23 protein-coding genes are annotated in these 25937 nt (G+C 65.9%); 13 read left to right on the forward strand and 10 right to left on the reverse strand.

Features of this window, described 5'->3' with window-relative positions:
* Positions 1–31 precede the first annotated feature (31 nt).
* The 3 genes from ACIBJI_RS37895 to ACIBJI_RS37905 form a co-directional block, all read right to left on the reverse strand.
* Complete coding sequence (locus ACIBJI_RS37895; protein WP_396957955.1) at positions 32–1654, reverse strand: GMC oxidoreductase; 1623 nt, start codon at positions 1652–1654, stop codon at positions 32–34.
* A gap of 118 nt (positions 1655–1772) precedes the next feature.
* Positions 1773–3350 carry an alpha/beta hydrolase gene (locus tag ACIBJI_RS37900; protein ID WP_364359830.1) on the reverse strand — a complete coding sequence of 526 codons (1578 nt, stop codon included), beginning with the start codon at positions 3348–3350 and terminating at the stop codon, positions 1773–1775.
* Positions 3351–3502: 152 nt separating this feature from the next.
* Positions 3503–4270 carry a sulfite exporter TauE/SafE family protein gene (locus ACIBJI_RS37905; protein WP_364358327.1) on the reverse strand — a complete coding sequence of 256 codons (768 nt, stop codon included), beginning with the start codon at positions 4268–4270 and terminating at the stop codon, positions 3503–3505.
* Between the two features lie 230 nt (positions 4271–4500).
* Here ACIBJI_RS37905 and leuA point away from each other — a divergent pair, with 230 nt between their 5' ends.
* Positions 4501–6294: a 2-isopropylmalate synthase gene (leuA, locus tag ACIBJI_RS37910; RefSeq protein WP_397087962.1), complete on the forward strand. Its 1794-nt coding sequence runs from the start codon at positions 4501–4503 to the stop codon at positions 6292–6294.
* A gap of 441 nt (positions 6295–6735) precedes the next feature.
* Positions 6736–8445: an AAA family ATPase gene (locus tag ACIBJI_RS37915; RefSeq protein ID WP_364358333.1), complete on the forward strand. Its 1710-nt coding sequence runs from the start codon at positions 6736–6738 to the stop codon at positions 8443–8445.
* A gap of 317 nt (positions 8446–8762) precedes the next feature.
* Here ACIBJI_RS37915 and ACIBJI_RS37920 read toward each other — a convergent pair whose 3' ends face one another.
* A complete protein-coding gene (locus tag ACIBJI_RS37920) occupies positions 8763–9659 on the reverse strand; it encodes a LysR family transcriptional regulator (RefSeq protein ID WP_396958016.1) in 897 nt (298 codons plus the stop codon).
* Positions 9660–9761: 102 nt separating this feature from the next.
* Here ACIBJI_RS37920 and ACIBJI_RS37925 point away from each other — a divergent pair, with 102 nt between their 5' ends.
* The 7 genes from ACIBJI_RS37925 (at position 9762) to ACIBJI_RS37955 (ending at position 17470) form a co-directional block, all read left to right on the forward strand.
* Positions 9762–10712 (forward strand): EamA family transporter, encoded by a 951-nt coding sequence (locus tag ACIBJI_RS37925; protein WP_396957963.1) that lies wholly within the window; start codon positions 9762–9764, stop codon positions 10710–10712.
* Positions 10713–11399: 687 nt separating this feature from the next.
* Positions 11400–13118 carry an FAD-dependent oxidoreductase gene (locus tag ACIBJI_RS37930; RefSeq protein ID WP_396957965.1) on the forward strand — a complete coding sequence of 573 codons (1719 nt, stop codon included), beginning with the start codon at positions 11400–11402 and terminating at the stop codon, positions 13116–13118.
* 66 nt (positions 13119–13184) lie between these two features.
* Positions 13185–13826, forward strand: coding sequence for a pyridoxamine 5'-phosphate oxidase family protein (locus tag ACIBJI_RS37935; protein ID WP_396957967.1), 642 nt, complete (start codon positions 13185–13187; stop codon positions 13824–13826).
* Positions 13827–13897: 71 nt separating this feature from the next.
* Positions 13898–15133: a MurT ligase domain-containing protein gene (locus ACIBJI_RS37940; RefSeq protein WP_396957969.1), complete on the forward strand. Its 1236-nt coding sequence runs from the start codon at positions 13898–13900 to the stop codon at positions 15131–15133.
* A 40-nt stretch (positions 15134–15173) separates the two neighbouring features.
* Positions 15174–15893 carry a glutamine amidotransferase gene (locus ACIBJI_RS37945; RefSeq protein ID WP_364358348.1) on the forward strand — a complete coding sequence of 240 codons (720 nt, stop codon included), beginning with the start codon at positions 15174–15176 and terminating at the stop codon, positions 15891–15893.
* A gap of 148 nt (positions 15894–16041) precedes the next feature.
* Positions 16042–16998: a DUF2637 domain-containing protein gene (locus ACIBJI_RS37950; protein ID WP_364358351.1), complete on the forward strand. Its 957-nt coding sequence runs from the start codon at positions 16042–16044 to the stop codon at positions 16996–16998.
* A 46-nt stretch (positions 16999–17044) separates the two neighbouring features.
* Entirely contained in the window at positions 17045–17470 is a 426-nt protein-coding gene (locus ACIBJI_RS37955) for a hypothetical protein (RefSeq protein ID WP_364358354.1), read from the forward strand.
* 390 nt (positions 17471–17860) lie between these two features.
* On the opposite strand, the gene ACIBJI_RS37960 is transcribed toward ACIBJI_RS37955, so the two are convergent.
* From ACIBJI_RS37960 to ACIBJI_RS37970, 3 genes are all read right to left on the reverse strand, one after another.
* Positions 17861–18775, reverse strand: a complete 915-nt coding sequence (locus ACIBJI_RS37960) for a transglutaminase family protein (RefSeq protein ID WP_364358357.1) — start codon at positions 18773–18775, stop codon at positions 17861–17863.
* The gene (locus ACIBJI_RS37965) at positions 18772–21570 is read right to left on the reverse strand and encodes a circularly permuted type 2 ATP-grasp protein (protein WP_396958017.1); all 2799 of its coding nucleotides are present in this window, start codon (positions 21568–21570) and stop codon (positions 18772–18774) included. The genes ACIBJI_RS37960 and ACIBJI_RS37965 overlap by 4 nt, the downstream gene beginning before the upstream one ends.
* Positions 21571–21657: 87 nt before the next feature.
* The gene (locus tag ACIBJI_RS37970; RefSeq protein WP_364358360.1) at positions 21658–21804 is read right to left on the reverse strand and encodes a hypothetical protein; all 147 of its coding nucleotides are present in this window, start codon (positions 21802–21804) and stop codon (positions 21658–21660) included.
* 74 nt (positions 21805–21878) lie between these two features.
* Between ACIBJI_RS37970 and ACIBJI_RS37975 the strand changes: the two genes are divergently transcribed.
* Positions 21879–22088, forward strand: a complete 210-nt coding sequence (locus ACIBJI_RS37975) for a hypothetical protein (RefSeq protein ID WP_364358363.1) — start codon at positions 21879–21881, stop codon at positions 22086–22088.
* A 130-nt stretch (positions 22089–22218) separates the two neighbouring features.
* Positions 22219–22863 (forward strand): hypothetical protein, encoded by a 645-nt coding sequence (locus ACIBJI_RS37980; RefSeq protein WP_364358366.1) that lies wholly within the window; start codon positions 22219–22221, stop codon positions 22861–22863.
* A 3-nt stretch (positions 22864–22866) separates the two neighbouring features.
* Here ACIBJI_RS37980 and ACIBJI_RS37985 read toward each other — a convergent pair whose 3' ends face one another.
* From ACIBJI_RS37985 to ACIBJI_RS37995, 3 genes are read right to left on the reverse strand one after another with little or no spacing between them, the layout of a single operon-like run.
* Positions 22867–23481 (reverse strand): LysE family translocator, encoded by a 615-nt coding sequence (locus tag ACIBJI_RS37985; RefSeq protein WP_364358369.1) that lies wholly within the window; start codon positions 23479–23481, stop codon positions 22867–22869.
* A gap of 36 nt (positions 23482–23517) precedes the next feature.
* A complete protein-coding gene (recR, locus tag ACIBJI_RS37990) occupies positions 23518–24126 on the reverse strand; it encodes a recombination mediator RecR (protein ID WP_364358372.1) in 609 nt (202 codons plus the stop codon).
* A gap of 13 nt (positions 24127–24139) precedes the next feature.
* Positions 24140–24472 carry a YbaB/EbfC family nucleoid-associated protein gene (locus tag ACIBJI_RS37995; RefSeq protein WP_364358375.1) on the reverse strand — a complete coding sequence of 111 codons (333 nt, stop codon included), beginning with the start codon at positions 24470–24472 and terminating at the stop codon, positions 24140–24142.
* A gap of 176 nt (positions 24473–24648) precedes the next feature.
* Between ACIBJI_RS37995 and ACIBJI_RS38000 the strand changes: the two genes are divergently transcribed.
* Both ACIBJI_RS38000 and ACIBJI_RS38005 read left to right on the forward strand, forming a co-directional pair.
* Positions 24649–25290 carry a hypothetical protein gene (locus ACIBJI_RS38000; RefSeq protein ID WP_397087964.1) on the forward strand — a complete coding sequence of 214 codons (642 nt, stop codon included), beginning with the start codon at positions 24649–24651 and terminating at the stop codon, positions 25288–25290.
* Between the two features lie 99 nt (positions 25291–25389).
* Positions 25390–25872: a hypothetical protein gene (locus tag ACIBJI_RS38005; protein ID WP_364358381.1), complete on the forward strand. Its 483-nt coding sequence runs from the start codon at positions 25390–25392 to the stop codon at positions 25870–25872.
* The last annotated feature ends 65 nt before the right edge of the window (positions 25873–25937 follow it).

Below are 25937 nucleotides of genomic sequence, written 5' to 3' on the forward strand. Positions count from 1 at the left end.
TCCCGCCGACAGTAATACGCGCCGCGCCGGGCTACTTCCCAGCGCGGATGATCGCCTCGATATTGCGCTCGGCCAGCGCGGTGATCGTGAGCGACGGGTTGACCGTGCCGGTGCTGCCAGGGATAGCCGCACCGTCCATCACGTACAGGCCCGGGTGACCGTGCACGCGACCGTTGCCGTCGGTGGCCCGACCGAGCACCGCACCACCGAGTGGGTGCGCGGTGAACAGCGCGTTCGCGTCGTAGCCGAGTGCGCCGTATTCGACGAGGGCATTGGAGCGTTCAGCGATCCGGTGATCGACCGCGCGGGCGGCCGCCACGATATCGTCACGGTTCTTGGTCGACCAGGACAACCCGACCGTATTACGGGCGCGGTCGTAGCCGAAGCGTGCGCGGGCCGGATCGAGCACCATGCCCAATGAAGCGAGCGCGCCGGTCTCGAACGGAATGCCCGGGATGTACCAATTTTCGAGCGTGAGCGGCACGGCGGATTCGTCGAGGATCCGGCTCACGCTCGGCACGCCCTGACCGAAACCGGCCAAATCGCTGGCACCGCGAGCGAGCACCACATCACCGTTGGTGCCCCAGCCATCGCCGATGTGCTCGTTGAGGTTCGCCAGCGCGCCGGTCGCCTGGGCCCGCACCAGTAGCTCCGAGGTACCGATCGAACCCGCGCCGAGGAACAGGCGGTCGCAGGTCAGGGTGCGGGTGCAGATCACCTCGCCGGTCGGCGAAAGTTTTGTCACGGTCACCGAATAGCGGCCGCCGGATTCCTGCGCGATGGCATCGACGCGGTGCCCCGGATAGATGGTGGACTTGCCGGTGCCCTCGGCGTACCGAAGGTAGTTCTGGTCGAGGTCGAACTTCGCGCCGTTGGAGTTGCCGAGATTACTGCGCGCCACGGTCGCCGAAGGCCTTGTGGTGCCGGCGATTTCGCCGCGCAGCACATCCCAGTTGAAGATCGAGTCATTGGCGAGCGGCTGATAGCCCGCTCTGCGCACCTGCTCGTCCCAGGCCCGGGAATGCGCGAACGGCGAAGCGGCGTAGAGGTCCGCAGGAATCGGGCTGAGCCGCAACATCTCCCGGACCCGAGGGTAGTAGACCTGCGCCATTTCGCCGTAATCGACCGTGCCGCCGAAGACATGGTCGAAGAAGCGGCGCTCGGGCGCGACCATGGCACCGGAGAAGACGATCGAGCCGCCACCGACAGCAGCGGCCCGCCATACGTCGATGCCCGGATACTCGACGCAATCGAGCACCCCACCGAAGCTGGCGAAATGCATCGGGACCTTGGTGACGCCGGTGAAGTTGGTGCGATGCCAGAAACCGCGGCCGTCGGGCAGATCGTCACCGGTGAAGATTTCCCGCCATGGATCGTTCGGCCAGCGCGAACCGCGCTCCAGCACGGTATTGGCGATGCCGGCCTCGGCCAGGCGCAGTGCGGTGACCGACGCGCCGAAGCCGGAGCCGATCACGATCGCGGGCGAATGCTCGGGCGGATCGGGAAGTGGCGCAAAGATTTCCGGGACCCACATGCGGAAAAAGTTGTCCCAGATCGGGTCGGCGGCATCGGCTGTCGCCCTATCCAGTGCGGTACTCGCGACACCCAGCATCGCGGCCGCACCGGCTGCCTTGAAAAAGGCACGTCTGTGCACCTGGCCACCTCCCTCATCATGCATGGCCGAGCGCAGACTACCGGGATTCGGGAGTCCTGAACAGTGGTAGTCGAAGGATACCGACGATCTTGGTCGAGCGGTTTCCGGTACTGGCGTTTCAGTCGGTGAACGGGGCTTTGTCCGGCTTACAGGTAGCGCCGGGCGCGGGGAGTTGCAGGTCCACAAGGTAGTGCTCCTGCAGACGACCAGCGCAGTCGCTCACCACCAGGTGGCCGTAGCCGCCCTCGACGATCACCAGCCTGGCATTGACCAACTCCTGCTGGGCCCGGCGGGCGGCCGTCAGCGGGGTGACCGGGTCGAAGCGGTTGTTGAACAGCAGGGCGGGTTTATCCGAGCGCAGAATCCACGGCCCGGTTATGCGCTGCGGATACCCCTTCGCCGGTGCCGGCCAAGCACCGCAGGCCTGTCGCAGATACAGCCACATTGGACCGTAATGCGGTGCGGTACCGGCTAATTCGGCCGCCATGAGAGGCCATTGCTCCGGTTCGCGGCCGAAGCTGTTGTCCGCACACGAGATTGCGGTGAAGGCGTCGAGGAAGTCCTCGGTGAAGCCGCCCGCGTCCAGAATCTGCTGTACGACATCGGGATCGCCCGCCGATCCGCGCTCCAATTCGGTGAGCAGTTCGGCCAGTGCGGGCCAGCCCTCCTTCGTGTCGTAGAGCATGGTGGCGTGTGCGGGCAGCATCTCGGTGAGGGTTACCGCGCGGGTGTGCGCACCCTGACCGACCACGATGGGTCCCTGGCGCAGCCGGTCCAGTACGGCGTCGTTGCGGGTGCGCAGTGCGGCCGGATCGGTTTTGGTCGGCCCCGCGAAGACGCAATGCGGTTGTCCGGCTTCGGCACACAGCCGCAGGAACTCCGCGAGCACCTCCTCGGTGCCCGCCGCGGAGTCGGCGATCTGCGCGCGCGAAGCGTTGGTGTAGGCGTCCGGGTCGATCATCGAGCCGAGTTGCAGCGCACGGACCCGGTCGCCGAAGAGCGCGCCGTACACCTCGCCCAGATAACTCGCGTAGGACCCGCCCGTGTAGGTCATGGTCGTCTCGCCGACCGCGCGGCGCAGCAGATCCAGATCACGGGCGGCATCGACGGTGGTCAGGTGCGCCAGCAACTCCGGGCTGTGCGCGGCGCAACCGGCAGCCAGTTCGCGGGCATTGCGCGCGGCGGTGGCCTCCTGTTCGGCATTCGTCGGCGGAAGCCGGAAATCGGACCAGAACCGGTGCCGCTCTTCGGCATTCGCGAAACAGCGCACCTGACCGCTGCGCCCGATACCGCGCTGATCGAAGGTGATCACGTCGAATCGGCGGGCCACCTCACCGGAGGACAGCACACTGTGGCTCGCCCATTTGAAGCCCGAACCGCCGGGTCCGCCGACCGCGCTGAACAGAGTGCCGATGCGACGGTCCTGATCGGCGGCGGGCTGTTTGATGAGGGCCAGCGCCAGCGTCGGACCGTTGGGCTGCGCGTAGTCGATCGGGACCGCGGCCGTCGCGCACTGATACTTGCTCAACTCCGATTCGGGGCACTGGGCCCAATCGAGTTTCGGAGTCGGTGCCGAATCGGCTTGTGCGACCAGTTCGGCGACCTGCGAGACCGCTTCGCTCTGCCGGAAGCACGAAACCAATGTCGGCACCAATACGGTCGTCAGCGCCAACCCGACGATCTTCCACCCGCGCATACCGATCATCCTGCGTTGCGGACCAGGCTGCCGTCGTCCTCCTTTGGGACCAATCCGCCACAAGTACGACCGCACTAGGGGTTTCGCATCTCGAGTGCCACGTACTTCCTCCGTATCCGGTCGAACCGCGCTGGTCGACAAGACTATTGCGGCTAGGTCATCAGCAATCGGACGACCGCAATGCCGCCAACCACGACGATCACCGCACGCAATGCGGTTGGCGGCATCCGCCTGCCCAGCTTCGCGCCGAGTACGCCGCCGATGATCGAGCCGACCGCGATCAGCGCGGCGACCCGCCAGTCGACGTCGGCGATCATCGTGAACACCACCGCGGAAACCGCGTTCACCAGCAGACCGAGCACATTCTTGACCCCGTTGAGCCGTTGGATGTCCTCGTGCACGAACACTCCGAGCAAACCGATCAACAACACGCCCTGGGCCGCGCCGAAATAGCCGCCGTAGATGCCGCACAGAAATATCGCGACGTACAGGATCAGGCCACCGTGTTCGGGCGCCGGACCGGTATCGGCCGCGCGACGTTCCTTCACCCAGCGCGCCAGCCGCGGCTGAACCACGACCAGGATCAGCGCCGCGATGATCAGCACCGGCACGATCGCCTTGAAGGCCGCGGCGGGCAGGATGAGCAGCAGGATCGCGCCGGTGGTGCCGCCGAGCAGGGACGCGCTGCCGAGCCGGACCAACCTGGCCCGCTGCCCTTCGAGTTCGCGCCGATAGCCGTACGCCCCGCTCACGCCACCGGGAACCAGACCGATGGTGTTCGACACATTCGCCGTGACCGGCGGAATTCCGAAGGCGAGCAGTACCGGGAAGGTGATCAGTGTGCCCGATCCCACAATGGTGTTGATGCCGCCCGCCGCGATGCCCGCGCCGAAGACCGCCAGTTGTTCCAGCCAAGTCATATGAACCTACCTCCAGCCGGTCGGAACGCTAATCGTTACGTCGGATGACCGGACGATGGGGACCGGGCTTTCGGCGAGGCGTCGAGGCACGGTAAACTCGCCGGCATCATGCAGCGGGCACTTCTTCTCGGCCGCCGCGACGGGGTCTGATCGGACCGGCCTCCCGTCGCGGGGTCCTGCCGCGCCGGTCGACCCGACAACTGGGATCCACCACACCCTGGAGAAACCGCATGTCCCCCGCTGACGCCTACGTATCCGGCTCGCGCACCATTACGGCTCCGAGTAAGCCCGCGCCTGCCGACCAGCCCGTCTGGAACCGGCAGAAGAACTCGTCCATGCCAACCTTCCGCTACCGGCCCTTCGCCGAGGAGGTCGAGCCGATCACGCTGCCCGACCGCACCTGGCCGGACAAGATCATCGATCGCGCTCCCGGCTGGTGCGCCGTCGACCTGCGCGACGGCAACCAGGCCCTGATCGACCCGATGAGCCCGGCCCGCAAGCGCCGCATGTTCGACCTACTGGTGCGGATGGGCTACAAGGAGATCGAGGTCGGCTTCCCCTCGGCCAGTCAGACCGATTTCGACTTCGTCCGCGAGATCGTCGAGGACGGAGCGATTCCCGACGACGTCACCATCCAGGTGCTGACCCAGTGTCGCGCCGAACTGATCGAGCGCACCTTCGAGGCGTGCGCCGGTGCGACCAATGTGATCGTGCACTTCTACAACTCGACCTCGGTCCTGCAGCGGCGTGTGGTGTTCCGCGCGGACCAGGCGGCGGTGAAGAAGATCGCGACCGATGCCGCCGAGCTGTGCCTGCAGATCGAACAGAAGTATCCGGACACCAACTGGCGCTACGAGTACAGCCCGGAGTCCTACACCGGCACCGAACTGTCCTACGCCAAGGAGGTGTGCGACGCGGTGACCGAGATCATCGCGCCCACCCCCGACAAGCCGATGATCATCAATCTGCCCGCGACCGTCGAGATGGCGACCCCGAATGTGTACGCCGATTCGATCGAGTGGATGAGCCGCAACCTGGCCCGCCGCGATTCGATCGTGCTGTCGCTGCATCCGCACAACGACCGAGGTACCGCAGTGGCCGCCGCCGAACTGGGCTACCAGGCCGGTGCCGATCGCATCGAGGGCTGCCTGTTCGGCAACGGTGAGCGCACCGGCAATGTCTGCCTGGTGACGCTGGGGATGAATTTGTTCTCCCGCGGTGTGGATCCGCAGATCAACTTCTCCGATATCGACGAGATCCGCCGCACCGTCGAATACTGCAACCAGCTGCCGGTGCACGAGCGCCACCCCTACGGCGGCGATCTGGTCTACACCGCGTTCTCCGGTTCGCATCAGGACGCGATCAACAAGGGTCTGGACGCGATGAAGACCGCGGCCGACGCCGCAGAATCCGATATCGACGACATCGTCTGGGAGGTGCCGTACCTGCCGATCGACCCCAAGGATGTGGGCCGCACCTACGAGGCCGTCATTCGGGTCAACTCGCAGTCCGGTAAGGGCGGCGTCGCCTACATCATGAAGACCGATCACGGACTGGTGCTGCCGCGCCGGCTGCAGATCGAGTTCTCCCAGGCGATCCAGAAGATCACCGACGGTGAGGGCGGCGAGGTTTCGCCCAAGGAGATGTGGGATGTCTTCGCCGACGAATACCTGAGCCCGATCCGTCCGCTGGAGCGGATGCGGCAGAAGGTGACCGCCTCCGAGACCGACGGCGGCGTGGACTCGATTACCGCGGTGGTGAAGGTCGAGGGCGTCGAGCAGGAAGTCACCGGCGCGGGCAATGGACCGCTCGCCGCCTTCGTCGATGCGATCGCGACGGTCGGATTCGATGTGCGCGTGCTGGATTACTCCGAACACGCGATGTCGGCAGGTGACGACGCGCAGGCGGCGGCGTATGTGGAGTGCGCGATCGGCGACAAGGTGGTGTGGGGTGTCGGCATCGCCACCTCGATTACGACCGCCTCGCTGCGGGCCGTGGTGTCGGCGGTGAACCGGGCGCACTGAGCCGGAGTCGCCGGACCGAGCCGATAAGCGGAGTCTGCACGTTGCGTCGGCGAGCACGGGAACGCTGAGTCCGACTGCGCGATTCGGGTCCGAAGGTCGGCCCGGAAGCGGGTCAACTGATTCGGTCCGATCGATCGGGACACCTCGGCTCAGACCTGAGAGTACGGTGGGGGCCGGGCATCCGTTGGTGACAATTCGTCGCCGACCCGGGCGCCCGGCTCTCGAACTTGCTGTTGGACAGTGTTTTCGAGTTACGGCTGGTCGCGGTGTTTGACGCGACGCGGCGGCCGTGTATACCACGGCGCGGGGCCGAATACCCCGTGCTAGCGTTGATTCGCATTCAAGCGCCGAGCTCTCTGCTCGAATTACCGAGCAGATGGGGGAACTGTGACAACTAACGACCACAACCCGACTTCTCCGCCCTGGCTGCAGAGTCATTCGGTGGATACGGCCGAGGTCACCACCGACTCCTCGGCGCCGGATGAAGCGGCCGAGTCCGCACCCGTCGACGCGGAGCCCGCAACCGACGAGCATGAGGCCGCCGAGGTTACCGAACAGCCCGACGAGTCCGAACAGTCGGAGTTCACCGGATACCCGGGCGGGCCAACGGATCAGACCAACTACCCGCAGGCCGGAGTGCCGCCGCAGCAGCAGTACGGACCGCCCGAGGTTTTCGCGCCGCCCGGAACGCCTTACAACACCGGTCAATTCGCGCAGTCGCATCAGCCGGGTCCCGGCCAGAGCGGAAACCATCCGGTTCAGCCCGAGCCATCCTATGGCGAGTACCGGCAGGAGATCGGGCCCGATGGGCTGGTCCGACGGGTCCCGGCGGAAAGTCCGCCCGAGCCGCCGATCTACAGTTGGGCGCCGCCACCGCCGGTGCAGCAGCCGCCGATGTATCAGCAGCCGCCCATGGGACAACAGCCCCCGATGGGACAACCACCCGTGGGCCAGCAACCACCGATGGGCCAGCAACCGCACACCGGGCAGCTGCCGTACGCCGAGCAAGGGCCGCACACCGGGCAGCTGCCGTACGCCGAGCAGGGGCCGGGCACCGGTCTGATGCCGTATGGCGAGCAAGGTCCGGGCACCGGCATGATGCCGTATACCGAACAGGGCCCGCCGCCGGGATGGCAAGGCGGCCCGCCGAATACCCAGCTGCCGTTCCAGCCGCAGCATGTGCCGCAGCCCGGCCAACCGGGACATTCGGTCAATGACCTGAACCTGCTCAAGCGGGCGCGCAAGGCGCCGCGCAGTGGCTGGCGGCGCGCGGTGCACAAGGCTTCCGGCGGCATGATCAATCCGGGGGAGTCCGCGGCCGATGTCGTCTACCGCGATCTGGTCGACCGGGTGAATCAGCCGGTGCGCGGGGACTATCGGATCGCGATCCTCTCGCTCAAGGGCGGCGTCGGCAAGACCACGACCACGGTCGGGCTCGGATCGACGTTCTCCTCGCTGCGCGGCGACCGAGTCATCGCGATCGACGCCAATCCCGACCTCGGCACCCTGGCGCATCGTGTGCCGCGCCAGACCCGCTCCACCGTGCGCAATCTGCTCGAGGATCAGCACATCAGCAGGTACTCCGATGTCCGGGCGCATACGTCCCAGGCGCCGAGCCGACTGGAAGTGCTTGCCAGTGAACAGGACCCTGCGGTTTCCGAAGCCTTCAGCGAGGCCGATTACCGCCAGGCCATCAGCATCCTGCAGTCGTTCTACAACATCATCCTCACCGACTGCGGTACCGGTCTGATGCATTCGGCCATGGCCGGTGTGCTCGATATGGCCAGCTCACTGGTGCTGGTGACCTCACCCGCCATCGACGGCGCCCGCAGCGCCTCGGCCACCCTGGACTGGCTGGACCACCATGGCTACGGCAAGTTGGTCGAGCGAACCGTGGTGGTGGTCAACGCATCTCGCCGCGGTGCCTCCACCGTCGACCTGGACCAGCTACGCAAACTGTTCCTCGACCGCACCCGCGCGGTCCAGGTGGTGCCCTTCGACGACCACCTCGCCGAGGGCGCCGAGATCGACCTGGAACTGGTGAGCAAGCCGACCCGGCGCGCACTCCTGGAACTGGCCGCCATGGTCGCCGACGATTTCGGCTACATCGGCAACCAGCAGTACCGCCCGGGCCCGCCCCGGCACTACTAGCGTTTCGAAGCACGTTGTCCGAGACAGGTTCGATCCGTCGTCGCCATGGCGGCCAACGGATTGAGCATCCGAGGCCTGCCGCGTATCCCGAGAATTCCTGGCGCAGACCGTGTGACACCCTCGCATAGACCGCAACCGGTGTGACCGTGCCACACGGTCGTCGCCAACGCTGCGTGAGCGACTACTCCGCGGCGACTTCGGCTGCGGTGGTGTGGGAAGGCTCGAGAATTCACATGACGCACAGCGATGGGCACCCTCGCATAGGTTGCAACCTGTGTGCGGAGGCCACATGGTTTGCGCCAGCGTTGATTCGGCCGCTATTCGGCGGCGACTTCGGTAGCCGCAGTTCGGAAGGCTTGCAGGACGGTGGCTATGGCGGGGCGGGTCACGGTGTGGGGGCGGGTAGCCAATTCGTAGAGGCGGGCGGCGCGGACGCCGGACAGGCGTAGCACGGCGAGGTCCGGGTGGGCCACCGCCCAGCGCGGCATGAGGGCGACGCCGTAGTTGGCGGCGACGAGGGTTTCGATGACGCGGAAGTCGTTGAGGCGCTGGGCAATACGAGGTTGGACACCGGTCATGGTGGCGATCGAGCGCAGCACGTCGTCGACCGGGAAGCCGCCGCGCACGCTGAGCCAGGTTTCCTCGGCGAGTTCGGCCGGGGTCACCTCGGTGCGAGTCGCGAGCGGATGGGTCGGTGCGACAACGACATCGGTGGGTTCGCGCATGATAACCGTGGTGCTGACGCGAGGGCCCGCGATACCCGGCGAGCGCTCGTCGCGGTGTGTGAGGACGATGTCGTAGTCGGCCAGCAGCCGCGGCACTTCAGTCGGCGGCAGATCCTCGTCACGGGCGACAACCTCGACACCACTGTCGGCCAGCGCAGGCAGCACCCGTGGCAGCAGCAGCGCCGCGCCGGACGGGAACAGCGCGACCCGAACCCGGCCACGCGCGGACCCGCGATAGTGCGCCATCTCCGCAACCGCACGATCCATCGCGGCAAGTACCTCATCAGCACGCACCACAAGCGCCTGCCCCGCATCGGTGAGCCGAACCCGCCGCCCATCCGGCTCGAGCAACGCGACACCCGCTTCCTTGGCAAGCACCTTGAGCTGCTGCGATACCGCGGAAGGAGTCATCGAAAGTGCCTCGGCCACAGCTGCGATAGTCCCGCGATCCGCGAACTCCCGCAGCACCCGCAGCCGCTCAACCGCCATCGGTGGCCCAACCCGCACGTCCAAAACCATTAAGCGATGCTACATCGATAGTGCATATTTATTCGATTGTTCTTATCGGTTTCATTACCGACGATAAGGAATGTGACCAATCGTGATCGCTTGCTCGGGCTTACCGTTGTCCTGCTCTGGGGCCTGAACTTCATTGCTATCCGGCTAGGGCTGGACCACTTTCCGCCGTTCTTTTTCGCTGCGCTGCGGTTCGCGGTGATCGCGGTGCCGGTGTTGGTGTTCGTGCCGCGGCCGAAGGTGCCGCTGCGGTGGTTGCTGCTGTATGGGATCGGATTCGGGATTCTGCAGTTCGCCTTTCTGTTCACCGCGATGCGTGCGGGCATGCCGACCGGGTTGTCCTCGCTGGTGCTGCAATCCTCCGCGCCGTTCACCGTGGTCCTGGGCGCGCTGTTCCTGCGAGAGCGGCTGCGGGGGACCCAGTTGCTCGGCATTGCCGTCGCCGTGGCGGGCATTGTGGTGATCGGGCTCGATCGCGCACAGCAAGCGGCGCTGCTGCCGGTGCTGCTAACGCTGGCGGGTGGTCTGGGCTGGGCCTTCGGCAATATCGGTTCACGATTGGCCACGGCGTCCGGCGATGTCGAACCGCTGCATCTGACGCTCTGGATGACGGTCGTGCCGCCGATCCCGATGTTCGCGCTGTCCGCATTCATCGAAGGACCGACTACCGGCTTGCACGCCTTGACCGATGTCACCTCCCCCGGCGGCTGGCACGCACTGTTCGGCCTCGCCTACATCGTCGCGCTCGGCACCATCGCGGGCTCGGGCCTGTGGACCTACCTGATGAGCCGATACCCGGTCAGCACGGTCGCGCCCATGTCCCTGCTGGTCCCGGTGGTCGGCATCCTCGCCGCCTGGGCCGCCTTCGGCGAGGACCCGACGCCACTGTCGCTGCTCGGCGGAGCCATCGTGATCGCGGGTGCGTTCGCGGCGACGAAGGCGAGCCGCCGCGATGCGAACGCCCCAGCGGCGGAATCGGTGTCGGAACCGGCCCTGGGCACGCAACCCCGATTGGTGCAGGCCTGAGCCGACCCCGATACGACTACCGCAACGGCCAAACCGGATTCGACCCTGTCCCAGCGCCGGAGCCACCCCCACGGCACACAACCCCGATTGGTGCAGGCCCCAAGCCGACCCCCATACGACTACCGCAACGGCCAAACCGGATTCGACCCTGTCCCAGCGCCGGAGCCACCCCTGCGCACACAACCCTGGTTGGAGTCGGCCCGAGCCGACCGCCACGCCGATTACAGCAGCGATGGAACCGGGTGCGACCGTACCCCGGCACCGGAGCCGCTGCTCGGCAGGCAACCCTGGTTGGTGCATGTCTGATCCATTGCACGCTCGTCAACACAGCCTGCGATAGACAACCCAGCACAGCCGCACGCGATTTACCTGCCCTCTTCTTCCGCACCTGGGAAGTATCGGCCGCCACGGCGCCCTGACCTGCGAAGTTTGCGTATGACGCCGGTTCGAGAAACCAACTCGGCTCGGTCACACCGCCCGGTAATGTCTGCCCCGCTGTACTGGTCGAATGCGAGGGAGACCAGGTCCAGGCGGCGGCGTCAGGGGTGGGTCGGCGCACCCACCAGCAGTCGCTTTACAGTGTTCGCGGCGGTAGAGATCAGGTCCGAGGCTAGGCAGCAAAAGACGCGCATGGCAGAACAACAGTGGACCGTTTCGCGAAGAACAATGCTTCGCGGCACGGTTGCGATGGGGGTAGCAACGGCGGGGGCGCTAACGGCCGGCGGGCTCAGACCAGCGCCTGCCGCTGCCAGTCCCGGCGGCAGGCGGGTCGCGGTACTCGGCGGTGGGGTCGCGGGATTGACCGCGGCGCACGAATTGGCCGAGCGTGGGTTCCAGGTCACCGTATTCGAAAGACGTGCGCTCGGGGGCAAGGCGCGCAGCATCCCGGTGCCGGGCAGTGGGTCGGCCGGACGGCCGGAGCTACCCGGTGAGCACGGCTTCCGCTTCTTTCCCGGCTTCTACCAGCATATTCCGGACACCATGCGGCGAATTCCGTTCGCGGGCAATCCGGATGGCGTTTGGAATAACCTGATCGGCGTGCCGGAGGCACGTTTCGCCCGCCGCGGCGGCGATGATTTCCGACTTCCCTTGGGCCCCAAGGCCCGCACCAATTTCAGTCCGGACGCATTCCGTGAAACCATGGGCGCGGCAATCGCGACGGCCTTGAAAATGCCGGCCAACGAGGGCGCCTATTTCGCGGATCGACTACTGGTCTTCAATTCCAGCTGCGATGCCCGGCGGCTGGGACAGTGGGAAAATACCTCGTGGCGCGATTTCGTCGGCGGCCACCAGCGCTCCCACGAATTCCGCGCCCTGCTCTCGCGCACGCTGACCAGCATCATGGTCGCCGCGAAAGAGGACGTCGCCAGCGTCCGCACCATCGGCACCATGGGCGAACAGTTCCTGGGCAACCCCTTCGAAATCGGCAATGACGGGGCGCTGGACCGGGTGCTGAACGGTCCGACCGATTCGGTGTGGATCGATCCATGGGTGCAGCGGCTGCGCGACCTCGGCGTGGAATTCGCGCTCGGGGCACAGGTGCGCGGGCTCGACGTGCGCGAGCGGCGGATCGCCGCAGCCCGCATCGTCGATGAAAACGGCGCTCAGCGCAGCATCGACGCGGATTACTTCGTGGTCGCGCTGCCCGCCGAACAAGCCCGCGCCCTTTGGTCGCCCGACGTGCTCGAGGTGCGCCCGGAATTGGCCGCGATGGATCGGCTCTTCGTCGACTGGATGAACGGCATCCAGTTCTATCTGCGCAGGCCGATGGATATTTCACACGGTCACACCGCCTATATCGACGCCCCGTGGTCACTCACCTCGATCACCCAGAATCAGCTGTGGACGCACAAACTGACCGAATTCGGCGACGGTACGGTGCAGGACTGCCTTTCGGTCGATATCTCCGATTGGAACTCCCCCGGCATGCTCTACGGCAAGCCTGCCAAGGAGTGCACGCACGAGGAGATCGCGCGCGAGGTGTGGGCGCAGCTGCGGGCGCATCTGAACGATCGCGACGATCTGTTGCGCGATGCCGATCTGCATTCCTGGTTCCTCGATCCGGGCATCAGCTGGCAGGAATCCCAGCGGCGCAATGCCAATGCCGATCCGTTGCTTATCAACACCGCCGGGTCATGGGAGTGTCGACCGGAAACCCACGGTGCGCTCGAAAACCTGTTCCTGGCGGGCGATTACGTGCGCACCAATGTCGATCTGGCAACCATGGAGGGCGCCAACGAGTCCGCGCGCGACGCGGTCAATGCCATTCTCGACGTTTCGGGTTCGAATGCCGAACGCTGCCGCAAGTTCACGCTCTACCGGGCCACCGAATTGGAGCCGCTGCGCCGCATCGATGCCGACCGTTACGCCGCGGGCCAGCCCAACCTGTTCGATGTGCGACTGTGATCGATCTCCCCTCGCGGGAACATAATTCGATCGTCCGCGCCCCCGTGCCGGTGCTTTGATCGAACTATGGGCGAGACCACCGACACCAATAAGATCACCGACCCGGCCGAGCTGCGGCAGTTGCTCGGGGAGGTCATGCCGCGAGCCGCGACGAAGGAGCGCGTGGCACTGCATCCTCGCGACCGTGACTGGATAGCGGCCACCCCGTTCATTGCCTTGAGTACCAGCGATGCCGACGGCAATTGCGATACCTCGCCCAAGGGTGATCCGCCCGGATTCGTGAAAGTGCTCGACGACACCACCATCGCCATTCCGGAACGGCCGGGTAACCGCAGGGCCGACGGCTACCTGAATATCCTCAGTAATCCGCACGTCGGGCTGCTGTTCATGATTCCGGGTCGCCGCGAGACGTTGCGCATCAACGGTCGGGCCCGCCTGGTTCGGGACGCACCGTATTTCGACGACATGGTGGTCAAGGGCCATCGACCGATCCTGGCGATCGAAGTCGATATCGAGCAGATCTTCTTCCACTGCGCCAAGGCGTTCATCCGCAGTCACCTGTGGGAACCGGAGCAGTGGCCGGTCGACGATCTGCCGAGTCCGGCCCGGCTCGTCAAGGAGGTCCAGACCAATGTGACGGAGTCGGTGGAGGAATTGGAGCGCTACTACTCGCCGGAAAATTACCAAGCCAAGCTGTACCGGGAGTGAGTACGGTCACTGCGGCCGAGCGGGTGGGCCGCAGCGAATGCGCCGCCGAGCAGAACACATAGACTCGCGGCGTGGCAGACATAACGGTGCGCGGGCGACTCGCGCTGCGGGCGGCGGCGGCAGCGTCGTGGGCGTCGCAGAAGGCGGGCCGCGGCAAGGGGTCGATGATCGGTGGGCTGATCGCCCTGCAGATCGATAAGACGATCATGGATCAGCTGGGCCGGGGACGGCGCACGGTGCTGGTGACCGGCACCAATGGCAAGTCGACCACCACCAGGATGACCACCGCCGCATTGAGCACCCTCGGCCAGGTCGCCACGCAGGCCGACGGCGCGAATATGGATGCGGGCATCGTGGCCGCGCTGAGCGCGCACCGCGGGACGCCGCTGGCCGCGATCGAGGTGGATGAACTGCATCTGCCGCACGTCACCGATTCGTTGAATCCGTCCGTGGTGGTGCTGCTCAATCTGAGCCGCGATCAGCTGGATCGGGTCGGCGAGATCAATATGATCGAGCGCAAGCTGCGCGCCGGACTGGCGCGGCATCCGCAGACCGTGGTGATCGCCAACTGCGACGATGTGCTGGTGACCTCCATTGCCTACGACCATCCGAATGTGGTGTGGGTCGCGGCGGGCAGCGGTTGGTCGATGGATGCGACGAGCTGTCCGCGCAGCGGTGAGCCGATCGTCTGGGAGGGTGCGCATTGGCGCAGTACCGGCACGGATTTCGAACGGCCCGAACCGAATTGGTGGCTGGACGGCGACGAGCTGGTCGGACCCGACGGTGTCCGGCTGCCACTGAAATTGGCGCTGCCCGGACGGGCCAATAAGGGCAATGCCGCGCAGGCGGTCGCCGCGGCGGTTGCCCTCGGTGCGGATCCGGCCGCGGCGGCGACCGCGGCGGGTACCGTGCGCGAGATCGCCGGTCGCTATCGGACGGTGCAGGTCGGCGAGCACGCCGCCCGGCTGCTGCTGGCGAAGAATCCGGCGGGCTGGCAGGAGGCGCTGTCGATGATCGAGCCTGATTCGGCCGGGCTGGTGATCGCGGTGAACGGGCAGGTGCCCGACGGCGAGGATCTGTCCTGGCTGTGGGATGTGCGGTTCGAGCATTTCGAGGGCGTCCAGGTGGTGGCCGCCGGTGAACGCGCCACAGATCTCGCGGTGCGCCTGACCTATGCCGGAGTCGAGCACACAACGGTGCCGGATCCGGTGCGCGCCATCGCATCCTGTCCGGCGGGACGGGTCGAGGTGCTGGCCAACTACACCGCGTTCCGCGATCTCAACCGCGATCTGGAGGAGCAGAACTGATGGCAGCGTCGCGCAGCGATTCGACGATGGGTGGTGGCCAGTGACGGATGGGACGGAATCGACCGTACGAATCGGCCTGGTGCTGCCCGATGTGATGGGCACCTACGGCGACGGCGGCAATGCGCTGGTGCTGCGGCAGCGCCTGCGCATGCGCGGCCATGACGCCGAGATCGTCGAAATCACCCTGTCCGACCCGGTTCCCGAGTCGCTCGACATCTACACCCTTGGCGGAGCCGAGGATTCGGCGCAGCGCCTGGCCACCCGGCATCTGCAGCGCTATCCCGGGCTGCAGCGGGCCACCGCGAAAGGCGCTCCGGTACTCGCCATCTGCGCCGCGATCCAGGTGCTGGGTCACTGGTACGAGACGTCGACCGGCGAGCGTGTCGACGGCGTCGGCCTCATCGATGTCACCACCTCCCCGCAGGCCAAGCGCGCCATCGGCGAGGTGACGACCACGCCGCTGCTCCCTGGTCTCACCGCCGCCCTCACCGGCTTCGAAAACCACCGCGGCGGAACCAAACTCGGCGGCGACGCCACCGGCCTCGCGCACGTCACCCGCGGCGTGGGCAACGGTGTCGGCGACGGCCTCGAGGGCGTTGTCCAGGGCTCCGCCATCGGCACCTACATGCACGGACCCGCCCTGGCCCGCAACCCCGAACTCGCCGACCTGCTGCTGTCCCGCGTCCTCGGCGTGGACGAACTGCCACCCCTGCACCTCCCCGAGGTCGACCAACTCCGCCGCGAGCGCCTGCGCGCCTGATCGCCGATTCGAAGCTGGTCGCGGGTGATCCGCGGGCGCGCGGTGATGCCGACACCGTCGGTCGCGCGGTGTGCGAAAAGGGGCAACGCGACGCGCTTTTCCCTTGCGCCTCGGTGGAATAACGGATGATTCACGATACGCTCCCGCTATGGCGACGATCACACCAACGAGATCGGATCGGTTCGAAGAGCAGTCGGCACCAACAAATGAGCGGCGGTCCCTAGTGAGCCGACTACGAGCGTGGCGGCCACGGCCGTTGCATGCTTCGGCAATCGTCACCGGCGTCGTCGCACTAACGTCATTCGAAATGTCGTTCGCCGCGTTGCACGACCTGGCGGTGCGAAACCTGGTGGCGCCAGCGCTCGCAGCGAATGTGCCGATCGCCATCGATGGCCTGGTCGTCGGTTCGATCATCGCCACCGCCACCTTCCGGAGGGGAAGTTCGGGCTGGTGGTACGCCACGGCACTATTCGTCTTCTGGACCCTGATATCGGTGGCCGGAAATATCGAGTACGCGCGCGAAATCGGGGGTAGCCCCGTGTCTTTGGCGCTGTACGCCGGCATGCCGATGACGATGCTGTTCGCGGTGCATCTCACCCTGATGCTGTTCGGGCGCCGACGCGGGCACACACGCACCGCGAATCACGTCCCAGTGCCGCAGGAGGAGCAAGCCAAGGCAGCTCGGGACGATCACGCCTCGGCAGCGCAGGATGATCACGTCCCAGCACCGCAGGGCGATCACGTCCCGACACGGCAGGGCGATCACGTCCCGACACCGCAGGACGATCACGTTCCAGCACCGCGACTGGATCGCGCCCCAGCGGCACAAGAGGATTGGGTTTCAGCAGAACAGGACGATTGGAACCTAGCGGCGCTGGAAGAGGACTGGGACTCGGCAGCGGAGGAGGATCGGAACTCGGCAGCGCCGTCCGAGCGTGTCGTGCCGACACGGATTCCCGTGATCCTGGAGAATACCGATCCGCTGCTCATCGCTCCGAAAGCAGTGCTGCCCAACGCACTGCCCAGGACCGGTGCCACGCCGTGGATCACCCCGACGTTCGTGACCACCGGTCCGAACGGCCAGACAAAGATCAACCCCTTCTGACCCGAAACTGCTTCAGCCACAATCGGACACGTCGATGGAGTAAATGATGGCTATAACCGTTTGGCAAGACCAGGGCATAGATCAATTCCGGGAGGTCGCGGGCCGGCTCGCGTCAGTGATCCAGAGCGGCCTCGACCGATCGGGCGCGCTGAACCAGTTCGCCGAATCGGTCGGCAACGGGGAAGCATTCATCGAGTTGATGATCGAATACTCGTCGCGCTGGTTCACCGAAACCGGTGGACGCTCGACCTTGATCGGGCCGGAGTTGTTCTGGCTGCTGTCGGAGCCCAGCCCGCGCCGGGTATCCGGCACCGGCCTGCGAGCCCAGGAGTCTTATCTGGATACCGAATTGACGGCCGGACAGCGCGCCCGGATTCTGCTGCTCATCTGTGTATACGAGGCGCTGGCACAAAACCAATGGGGACCGGAAGGCATCGCGGAGCACATGATGGCGACCAACGGCATCGGCTGAAACACACAGCGCTGACCGCGCGCACCAACGGTGCGCGCGGTCAGCGTTCTCCGACGTGCCCGACGGGGCGGCACGATCGCGCTGGCCGATACCTCGGTGCCGGGCACCGGCACCAGCCAATTGCATTCCGCACATGCAAGTTGTCGCAGAGCTGGAACCGGGCGCGACCGACGACGCCGTTCGACCGATCTACTCCGCATCCGTCGGCGGATCGCCGATCACCAGCAGTGCGCGATCGGCGAGGCTGAAACCCAGAGGGCGGGAACAGGACAGGCACACCGAATTCTCGAAGGCAATCCGTCGCCGGTGCGCTGGGACCTAAGTACCGGCGAACTCCGCCACACCGCCAATTGTCGGGCGCAGTTCGGGCGAGTGAAATCGCGCAAATCGCTACACCTCTACCGGCGCCACGTCGACGGATACGGTGATCGAGCTCTCCCTGGCGTCGGTGTAGATGATGCCACGCAGCGGGGGCACGTCGGCGTAGTCGCGGCCCCATGCGACGGTTACGTAGCGCTCGTCGGCGAATTGGTCGTTGGTCGGGTCGAAGCCGATCCAGTGGCCGGTCCGGTCGTGTGCGGTATCGCCGGGGACCCATACCGCGGACCAGGCGTGGGTCGCGTCCGCGCCGACCATGCGTTCCTTACCCGGCGGCGGATCAGTTGCCAGGTAGCCGGATACATAGCGTGCGGCCAGGCCGTGTGAGCGTAGGCAGGCGGCGCCGATTCTGGCGAAGTCCTGGCAGACGCCCGCGCGGGCCGCGAAGACGTCGGCGACCCTAGTGGATACCGTCGTCGAGCCGGATTTGTAGGTGAAGTCTTCGTAGATGCGGGTGTTGAGTTCGGTCACCGCTTCCAGTAGTGGCCTGCCGGGCTTCAAAGATTCGGCGGTGTATGCGGTGAGCTCGGGCGTGACCTCGGGTGGATGCAGGTCGAGGGTGAACTCCACTGCGAGTGGGCCATTCGCGGTGCACGGACGGGACCGCTCCCACGGCTCGGCGGTCGCGCTCACAGCTGTGGCATCTGGTACCTCGACCTCGACCATGGATTCGCCGGTGACCACGAGCTTCGTATGTTCGGCCGTGACATGGAAATACGAGGTGGTGTTGCCGTACACATCGGTGCCGATCGAGCGGTCCGATGGTGTCGGATCGATGTGGATCTCATGGGAGAGCAGGCGCTGTCCGGGAAAATCCCGGGGCGTGAGATAGGCGCGCCCATAGGAGCTGGTGACCTCGCCGGAATATTTGTAGGTGGTGCGATGCTCGACCCGATAGCGCCGGGCGGCGGCGTTGGGCACGGTCATCCAACGACCCTCGTGCTACCCCACAGCGGCTGGATGCCGATCGGCAGCGCCAGTTTCGTGGTCTCGAACGATTCGGAGATCTTGCGCAACCGCAAATGCACGCCCTCCAACAACTCGGCCAGTTCGCTACGCCGACCCTCGGCATCGGTGACATCCAGCTCGTCCGGGTCTACCCGGCGCAGCATGCGCTGGGCATCGGCCAGCAGCCGTTGCGGGCGGGAGGATCGCGAATTACCCGGCAGCGCTTGGAAGTCGGCATCGAGCCGATGCAGCTGATAGGCCAGCGAGCGCGGATTCCCGGCATCGAAAAGTAGCAGTCCGGTGACCGCCGATACTCGCACCGAATCCCGGTGCCGACGACGGTAACTCACCGACGACTCGGTCGCCTTCAGCACCGTTTCGATGACCACCCGCTCGGCTTCCGGCCGATAGGCATTCGTCAGCGCGGCCGCGAGCAATGCGGTCAGCGACAGCCCCCGTTCGATGCGCTTGCCGATATCCATGACGTACCAACCGGTATCGCGCACCAGCGATTCGGCACCGATACCGGACAGCGAAAGCAGCGCCGCCAACGACAGCGAATGCAGCGCCGACAATGCCGTTTCCTGATCATCACCGGTGAACCGATATTCCACCAGCGCCCGATCCACCGCCCCCAGAATCATCCAGGTATCCACCGACAGCTGATCGCGCACCGCCCGCGCCGCCGACCCGTACCGATGGATCGCAAACGCCATCGACCCCGGCATATCCTGATCGACAGTCAACGCCACCAAATAGTCATGCCCGGCCCGCCCTGTCCCAGGCACCGCCGCCCGCGCGGTGATCGCCGCCATCGGCTTCGAGGAATCAGCGGAGCTCGACGCAATAGGCCCCTGCTCCGCTGATTGCGACTGCGACGCAGGTGGTTCCGCGGGCAACTTCTGCACGACACCGGCACCATCAGGCAGCACACTGAGCGGAGCCAGCGTCCCCGTGGTGCGGGCCAGTGCGGCCATCAGTGCAGGCAGTGCGTCGGCGCCTGCCAGCCAGGGGCGGTAGCGATAGTCCTGGTAGCAGTCGTGGGTTGCGATCAGTTGTCGTACAACGGCTTCGGCGCGTTCGCTGTAGCGGCCCATCCAGAACAGGTCGTTGAGGACGCGGGGAGAGCTGATCGGTTCGAGGGTGGGGGCGCGGCGTTCGCGTTCCTCGTGGGTGGGTTCGGTGCCGATGGCGGCGACAGCGGCGGGCGCCGCGCGGACCCAGATGTCTTTGGCGGCAACCTTTATGACTATTCGCTCAGGCTGTAGGCGTTGGCGCAGTTGGCCGAGGCCCCCTTCCATCGCCGTATAGCCGCCGCGTCGGGCGAGCGAGAACAGCCGCATACCAACAGGTGCCGAGGTGAGCCCGCCGTAACCCTGAACCGCGGGCGCGACCGAGAACTGCGCGGGCTCCTGCCCGACCCATTGCCAGCCGCGATCCTCGATCCGAACGGCCAGCTCCGCGCGTTGCGCATTGGACAGTTCCGGACCGAACAGCGTCGCACCGTCGACCGCCGAACGAATGATCAGCCGATCCAGATTCGCGATCAGATGCGAGCGTTCGCTGTCATTGCCACCCCAATACGTCGGCGCGCTCTCGAGCGCCAACTCCTCTCCGAGCAGCGCCCGCGAGATCCGCGGCAGGAACCCGGCCAGCGCCGGATTCTCCAGCAACCCGCTGCCGATCGTATTCACCACGGTCACCGCACCGCGACGCAACACCTCCACCAGCCCGACCACCCCGAGCCGCGAATCCGGCCGCAGGTCAAGCGGATCGGAGAATTCGGCGTCCACCCGCCGCAGCACCACATCGACCCGCTTCAACGTGCCGAGCGAGCGCATCCACAGGGCACCGTCGCGCACCACCAGATCCGCGCTCTCCACCAACGGAAAACCGAGCGTCGAAGCGAGATAGGCCTGGTCGAAGGCGGTTTCGGAATGCACACCTGGACTCAGCACCACGACGACCGGATCATCGTCATCGGCCATCGGCGCGGATTCGATCAACATCAACCGCATGGCCCGCGCGAACGGTGTGAGCGGGCGCGGATTGGAATGTTCGAAGGCTTCGGGAATCGCCGTCGACACCACCCGCCGATCCGCCAGCGCGTATCCGGCACCCGATGGCGCCTGCGCCCAGTCGGCGATCACACGGAACTGTCCGTCGCTCCACCGGCTGAGATCGCAGGCGTGCAGAAACAACTGGTGTCGCCCGGGAATCGTGATGCCATGCGCGGCGCGCACATATCCGCTATTGCCGAACACCACCTCCGGCGGCAGCAGACCGGTGGTGATGGTGCGGCGCGCGCCGTAGATATCGGTGAGCACCTCATCGAGCACCCGCGAGCGCTGCACCAGCCCGGCCTCCAGCCGGGTCCAGTCGTCGGCGGAGATCAGCAGCGGAATCGGATCCAGCCGCCAAGCGGTCGGCATCGGCGGCTCGCCGGCCGCTCCCACCTCGGTGTAGTAGATGCCGTCGTCATCGATGAGCCTGCGCACCCGGCTGTCCAGCCGCCCGAGCCCCGAAGTGCCCAATTCCACGAAATCCGCGGACAACTCCGACCACATGCGCCGCACACCACCCGTTGGATCGACCAACTCGTCGTAATACCCGCCCGTCGGCCGGCCGCATTCGTCGTAGCCTGCGGAATCCGCACCCTCGGCGCGATATCTGGCGAACTGTTCGGCAACCTGCTCGCGGACACTCAGCCGTCCGGCATTCAGCAGCGTCGTCTCGGATTCCCGAGCACCCGAGCCTCGCGCTTCGTCGCGCATAGTCACCGCGCCGACCTCGCTTCCCCTGCCAGACGTTATCTGGAGCGCGGACATATGTCCGCTCGCTTACCGATCGCTGACCAGTCCTCACACCGTGCGCGCCCGGCGCAGATCGAGGATGCCCGGCGCGCCGATGTCGATGGACTGTGCTGCCATCTTCGCACGTAGTTCCCCCGGATCGACCCGGGAAGTGGTGTGGCCCGCCGCCTCGCACCGCTGGTTGCGGCGCGACACGCGACCGATCTCCCACTAGCTGTCGGGGGCTGGTGCTATGACCGATTCACGAACCGATCTCGTCTGGAGGCCATATGCGCGTGCCGACGTGCCCGTCCTGCGAGTCCGCCATCGACCACTGCCACGGCACCCTTATCGTCCACCTCGCACGCACCGCCGAATGCACCGAAGCGGACTGCATCGATCTCGACCACACACGGCACGCCTTCGTCGTCGACTGCGGTGATATCGCCGGTGGCTGCGCCTGCGCGGTACTCGCACCGGATAGGTCGCATACCGCCTGACCCCCGGCTGCGCCGGATCGGCCGCTATCAAGCACCCGTACGCTGGCCTGGTGAGCGAGCGTCAGCGAGTGACCCATCAGCACAGCGCGTCGTGGCGCACGGCGGAGCCGGGCACCGGCGAGGCGGAGTCGTGAGCTACGACCACATCTTGTTGCCGTCCGGTGTCGCGATGACGATCGCGCAGGTCGATGCGTATCTGGCTACCCAGCAGGGGCAACCGGCGACGGAACTGGTCGCGGCGATGGCGGCGGAGCTGAACAAGCGCAATGCCGAACTACCCGAGCAGGATGGATTCCTGAGTACGGTTCCGGTCGGCGGCGCGGCCACCGGTGCGGTGTTGCACGTGCCGTGCCCGTACGACGCGATCGGATTCGTCCGGCAATTGCTTTTCGAGATCGCGACACCGCTCGACTACGCGGTCTACGATCCGCAACTGGCCTGGCTCATCGATCCGGCCGGACATGTGCCCGCGCTGGTCACCCACGGCGGCGCGGGCGAATTCCCCTATCTGACGAAAGCCCTTGCCGACCAGTGGGTTTCCGAACTGGCACCGCCGAATCCGTATCTGGTCGTCGAACGTGACGAGCAGGTCTACATCCAGACCTACCGTGACAAGTCCGGGACATTCACCCTCGAATATCGAGATGGCGCCCCGGACCAGCACTTCGGCATCACCGTTACCGACCCGCAGACCGTCGCGGAGCTGATCTGGGACTGGGCCATCGACGACCGCACGCGACTTCAGGCTCTGCCCTGGAGTCGAATCACCGTCTGACGCTTACTGATTCTGTACTGCAAGCCGACCGGCCAGGGCAATGAACGAGGCCCCGAAAACTCGACGCATCCAGGTGACCACGACGGGCCGAGAAATCACCTGGTTGCGTACGGCGGCCGCGCAGGCACCGTAGATCGCGAACACCACGAATGTGGCGAGCATGAACAGTCCGCTCAGTTCGAGCATGCGCGCCAACGCATTCGGCGCACCGGTCGGCACGAACTGGGGCAGGAAGGCGAAGAAGAAGATCGTCAGCTTCGGGTTGAGGATATTGAGCAGCACCGCCGAGGTGATCACCTGTCGGGCCGAAGGCGTTCCGGCTTCGGCTTCCGGCACGGCCAATGCGCCCTTGTCCCGGAACGTGTTCCACGCCATGTACAGCAGGTATGCGACACCGAGATACTTCAGTGTCTGAAAGGCGACGGCACTCGCATTGAGTAGTGCGGCCAGCCCGGTGACGGCCGCGATCATGTGCGGAATGATGCCGAGCGTGCAGCCGAAGGCCGCGATCACGCTGGCCCGCGTTCCCCGGGAGAGTCCGGCCGCGAGCGTGAACAGCACGCCGGTTCCGGGTGTGGCGACGATGACGAGCGTGGTCAGCAAGAACTCGATGCTCATCCCCGACACAGTAACCCGTGCCCGGCCGAACGCAAGCTACAGTGCCCGCCGACCTGACAGCGCACGGCCGAGGGTGAGTTCGTCGGCGAATTCGAGATCGCCGCCCATCGGCAGACCGGATGCCAATCGCGTCACCGACAGTCCGGGAAAATCGCGCAGCATCCGCACCAGGTAGGTGGCCGTCGCCTCGCCCTCGGTATTCGGGTCGGTCGCGATGATCACCTCGCTGACATCGACGCCGTCCTCCTGATTGCCGATGCGCGCCAACAGCTCTCGAATGCGCAGCTGATCGGGTCCGATGCCGCTGAGCGGATCGAGCGCACCACCGAGTACGTGATAGCGCCCGCGGAATTCGCGGGTGCGCTCGATGGCTTGCACATCCTTGGGCTCCTCGACCACACAGATCATGGTGCGGTCGCGGCGCGGATCCGAACAGATGCGGCACATTTCGTTATCCGAGACCGTGCCGCAGACAATGCAGAACTGCACGCCGTCACGCACCTTCTGCAAAGCGGCCTGCAGCCGGTCGATTTCGGGCGGCTCGACCTGGAGCAGATGAAATGCGATGCGCTGCGCGCTTTTCGGACCGACGCCGGGCAGCTTGCCCAACTCGTCGATCAGATCCTGGACCGGGCCCTCGTACAAAGACGTCCCCGGATCAGAAGTCGGGCAGACCCGGCAGCGACCCGCCGCCGGCCAGCGGGCCGAGCCGCTCGGCAGCCAGCTGCTGTGCGTTGGACATGGCGTCGTTGACCGCGCCGATCACCAGATCCTGCAGTCCCTCGACATCGTCGGGGTCGACGATCTTCGGATCGATGCTCAGCGCGATGACCTCACCGCTCGCCTTGATGGTGACCTGGACCAGGCCGCCGCCGGCCTGTCCCTGCACTTCGGTGGCCGCGATCTCGGCCTGGGCCTGCATCACCGCCTGCTGCATCTGCTGCGCCTGGGCGAGTAATTGCTGCATATCGAACTGACCACCGGGCTGCACGGCTTGTCCTCTCTGCGGAAAATGTCATCGTTCAGCCTAGTGGGCGCGACGACGGCCGTGTCCGCAGCCCCGAGCCGCCAGATAACAGTTCGATTTTTAATCAGATGTCCGCAAGGCCACCGTCTTACGATCGATGCAGGGTCGGACCGGGTGTGTGGTGAGTTCTGGAGACAGCAATGCGGGTTCTTTTCATGGGCACTGTGGTGCTCACACTGGGCAGTCTGTTCCTCGGGGCCGCTGGCCCCGCTGCCGCCGATTCCGGCATCGTCGACCCCGAGGTTGTCGGCTCCGAAGTTGTCGGCCCCGAGGTTGTTGACTCCGAGGTTGTTGACTCCGAGGCCGTCGACGCGACGGCGGACTATGGCGGCGGGTGCGTCCTCTATCCCGATAATCCGGCCGCGACCATCGAGTCGCTGCGCTTGCGATGCTCGGCCGAACAGCAGGACGCGATCTTCCGCGACGCCCCGCGCGGCGAGGTGCCGAGTGGCGTCACCAACGGCTGGGTGACCAGGCCGCCCATCATGGAGGCCGTGGCCCCGTCCTTATGGATCGGCAAGACCTTTTACACCGGCCCCGACGGCGGCTTTCTGGTGAACCGGATCACCCCTGCGGGCCTCGAGGCATGGCAGGCCGATGTCTACACCGCACCCGCGATCACCGATGGCGGCCCGACCTGGGCGTTGAACTACGCCCCTTCACCGACCCCGCAGGTCTACGACGAGATCCGCGAGGTCACGCCCAATGTTTGGTTCGGCTACTCCTGGTGGCGCGGCTACTTCCAGACCACCCTGCTGCTCACCTTCGCGCTGACGTACTAGGTCGAGCTGTACAGCCGGACCGAACCACTGACGACGGTAAGCGTGGTCTCCGAACTTCGAGACCGGATGCGCCCCTTGGTCCGGGTATAGAAAGTTCCCATGGCTCGCATCGGCATCACCGGACACATGAACATCACCATGGACACAGTCCGGTTGGTGTACGACGAGATCAGCAAGTTGCTCGCCGACCTGGGCGACCCCGTCGAACTCGTAGGGATCAGTTGTATAGCGCGTGGCGCTGACTCGGTGTTCGCACAGGCCGTGCTCGACGCCGGTGGGCGGCTCGAAGTGGTAGTGCCGTCGACCAACTACCGTGAGCGGAAGGTGGAGCCCGACCACGCCGACCTGTTCGACAAGCTGATCGCACGTGCCGACACCGTGCGCGTCATGAACTTCGACGACGCCGGGCGGGCAGCCTACGAGGCCGCGAACGAAGCCATGCTGTCATCCTGTGATCGGCTCTTCGCGGTGTGGGATGGGCAGGCCAGCGCCGAAGGCGGTACCGGCACGGTTGTCGATCTCGCGCGCCGCCACGGTGTACCGGTGCAGATCGTTTGGCCAGCGGGAGCCGAGCGCGAGTGATCACCCCTCGGCGACATGATTGCCATGGTTCGGCAAGTCGACTCGGTTGGTCCCGCACCGCTGAC

The organism is Nocardia sp. NPDC050408 (assembly GCF_044458905.1).
In the GTDB taxonomy this organism is placed as follows: Bacteria; Actinomycetota; Actinomycetes; order Mycobacteriales; family Mycobacteriaceae; genus Nocardia.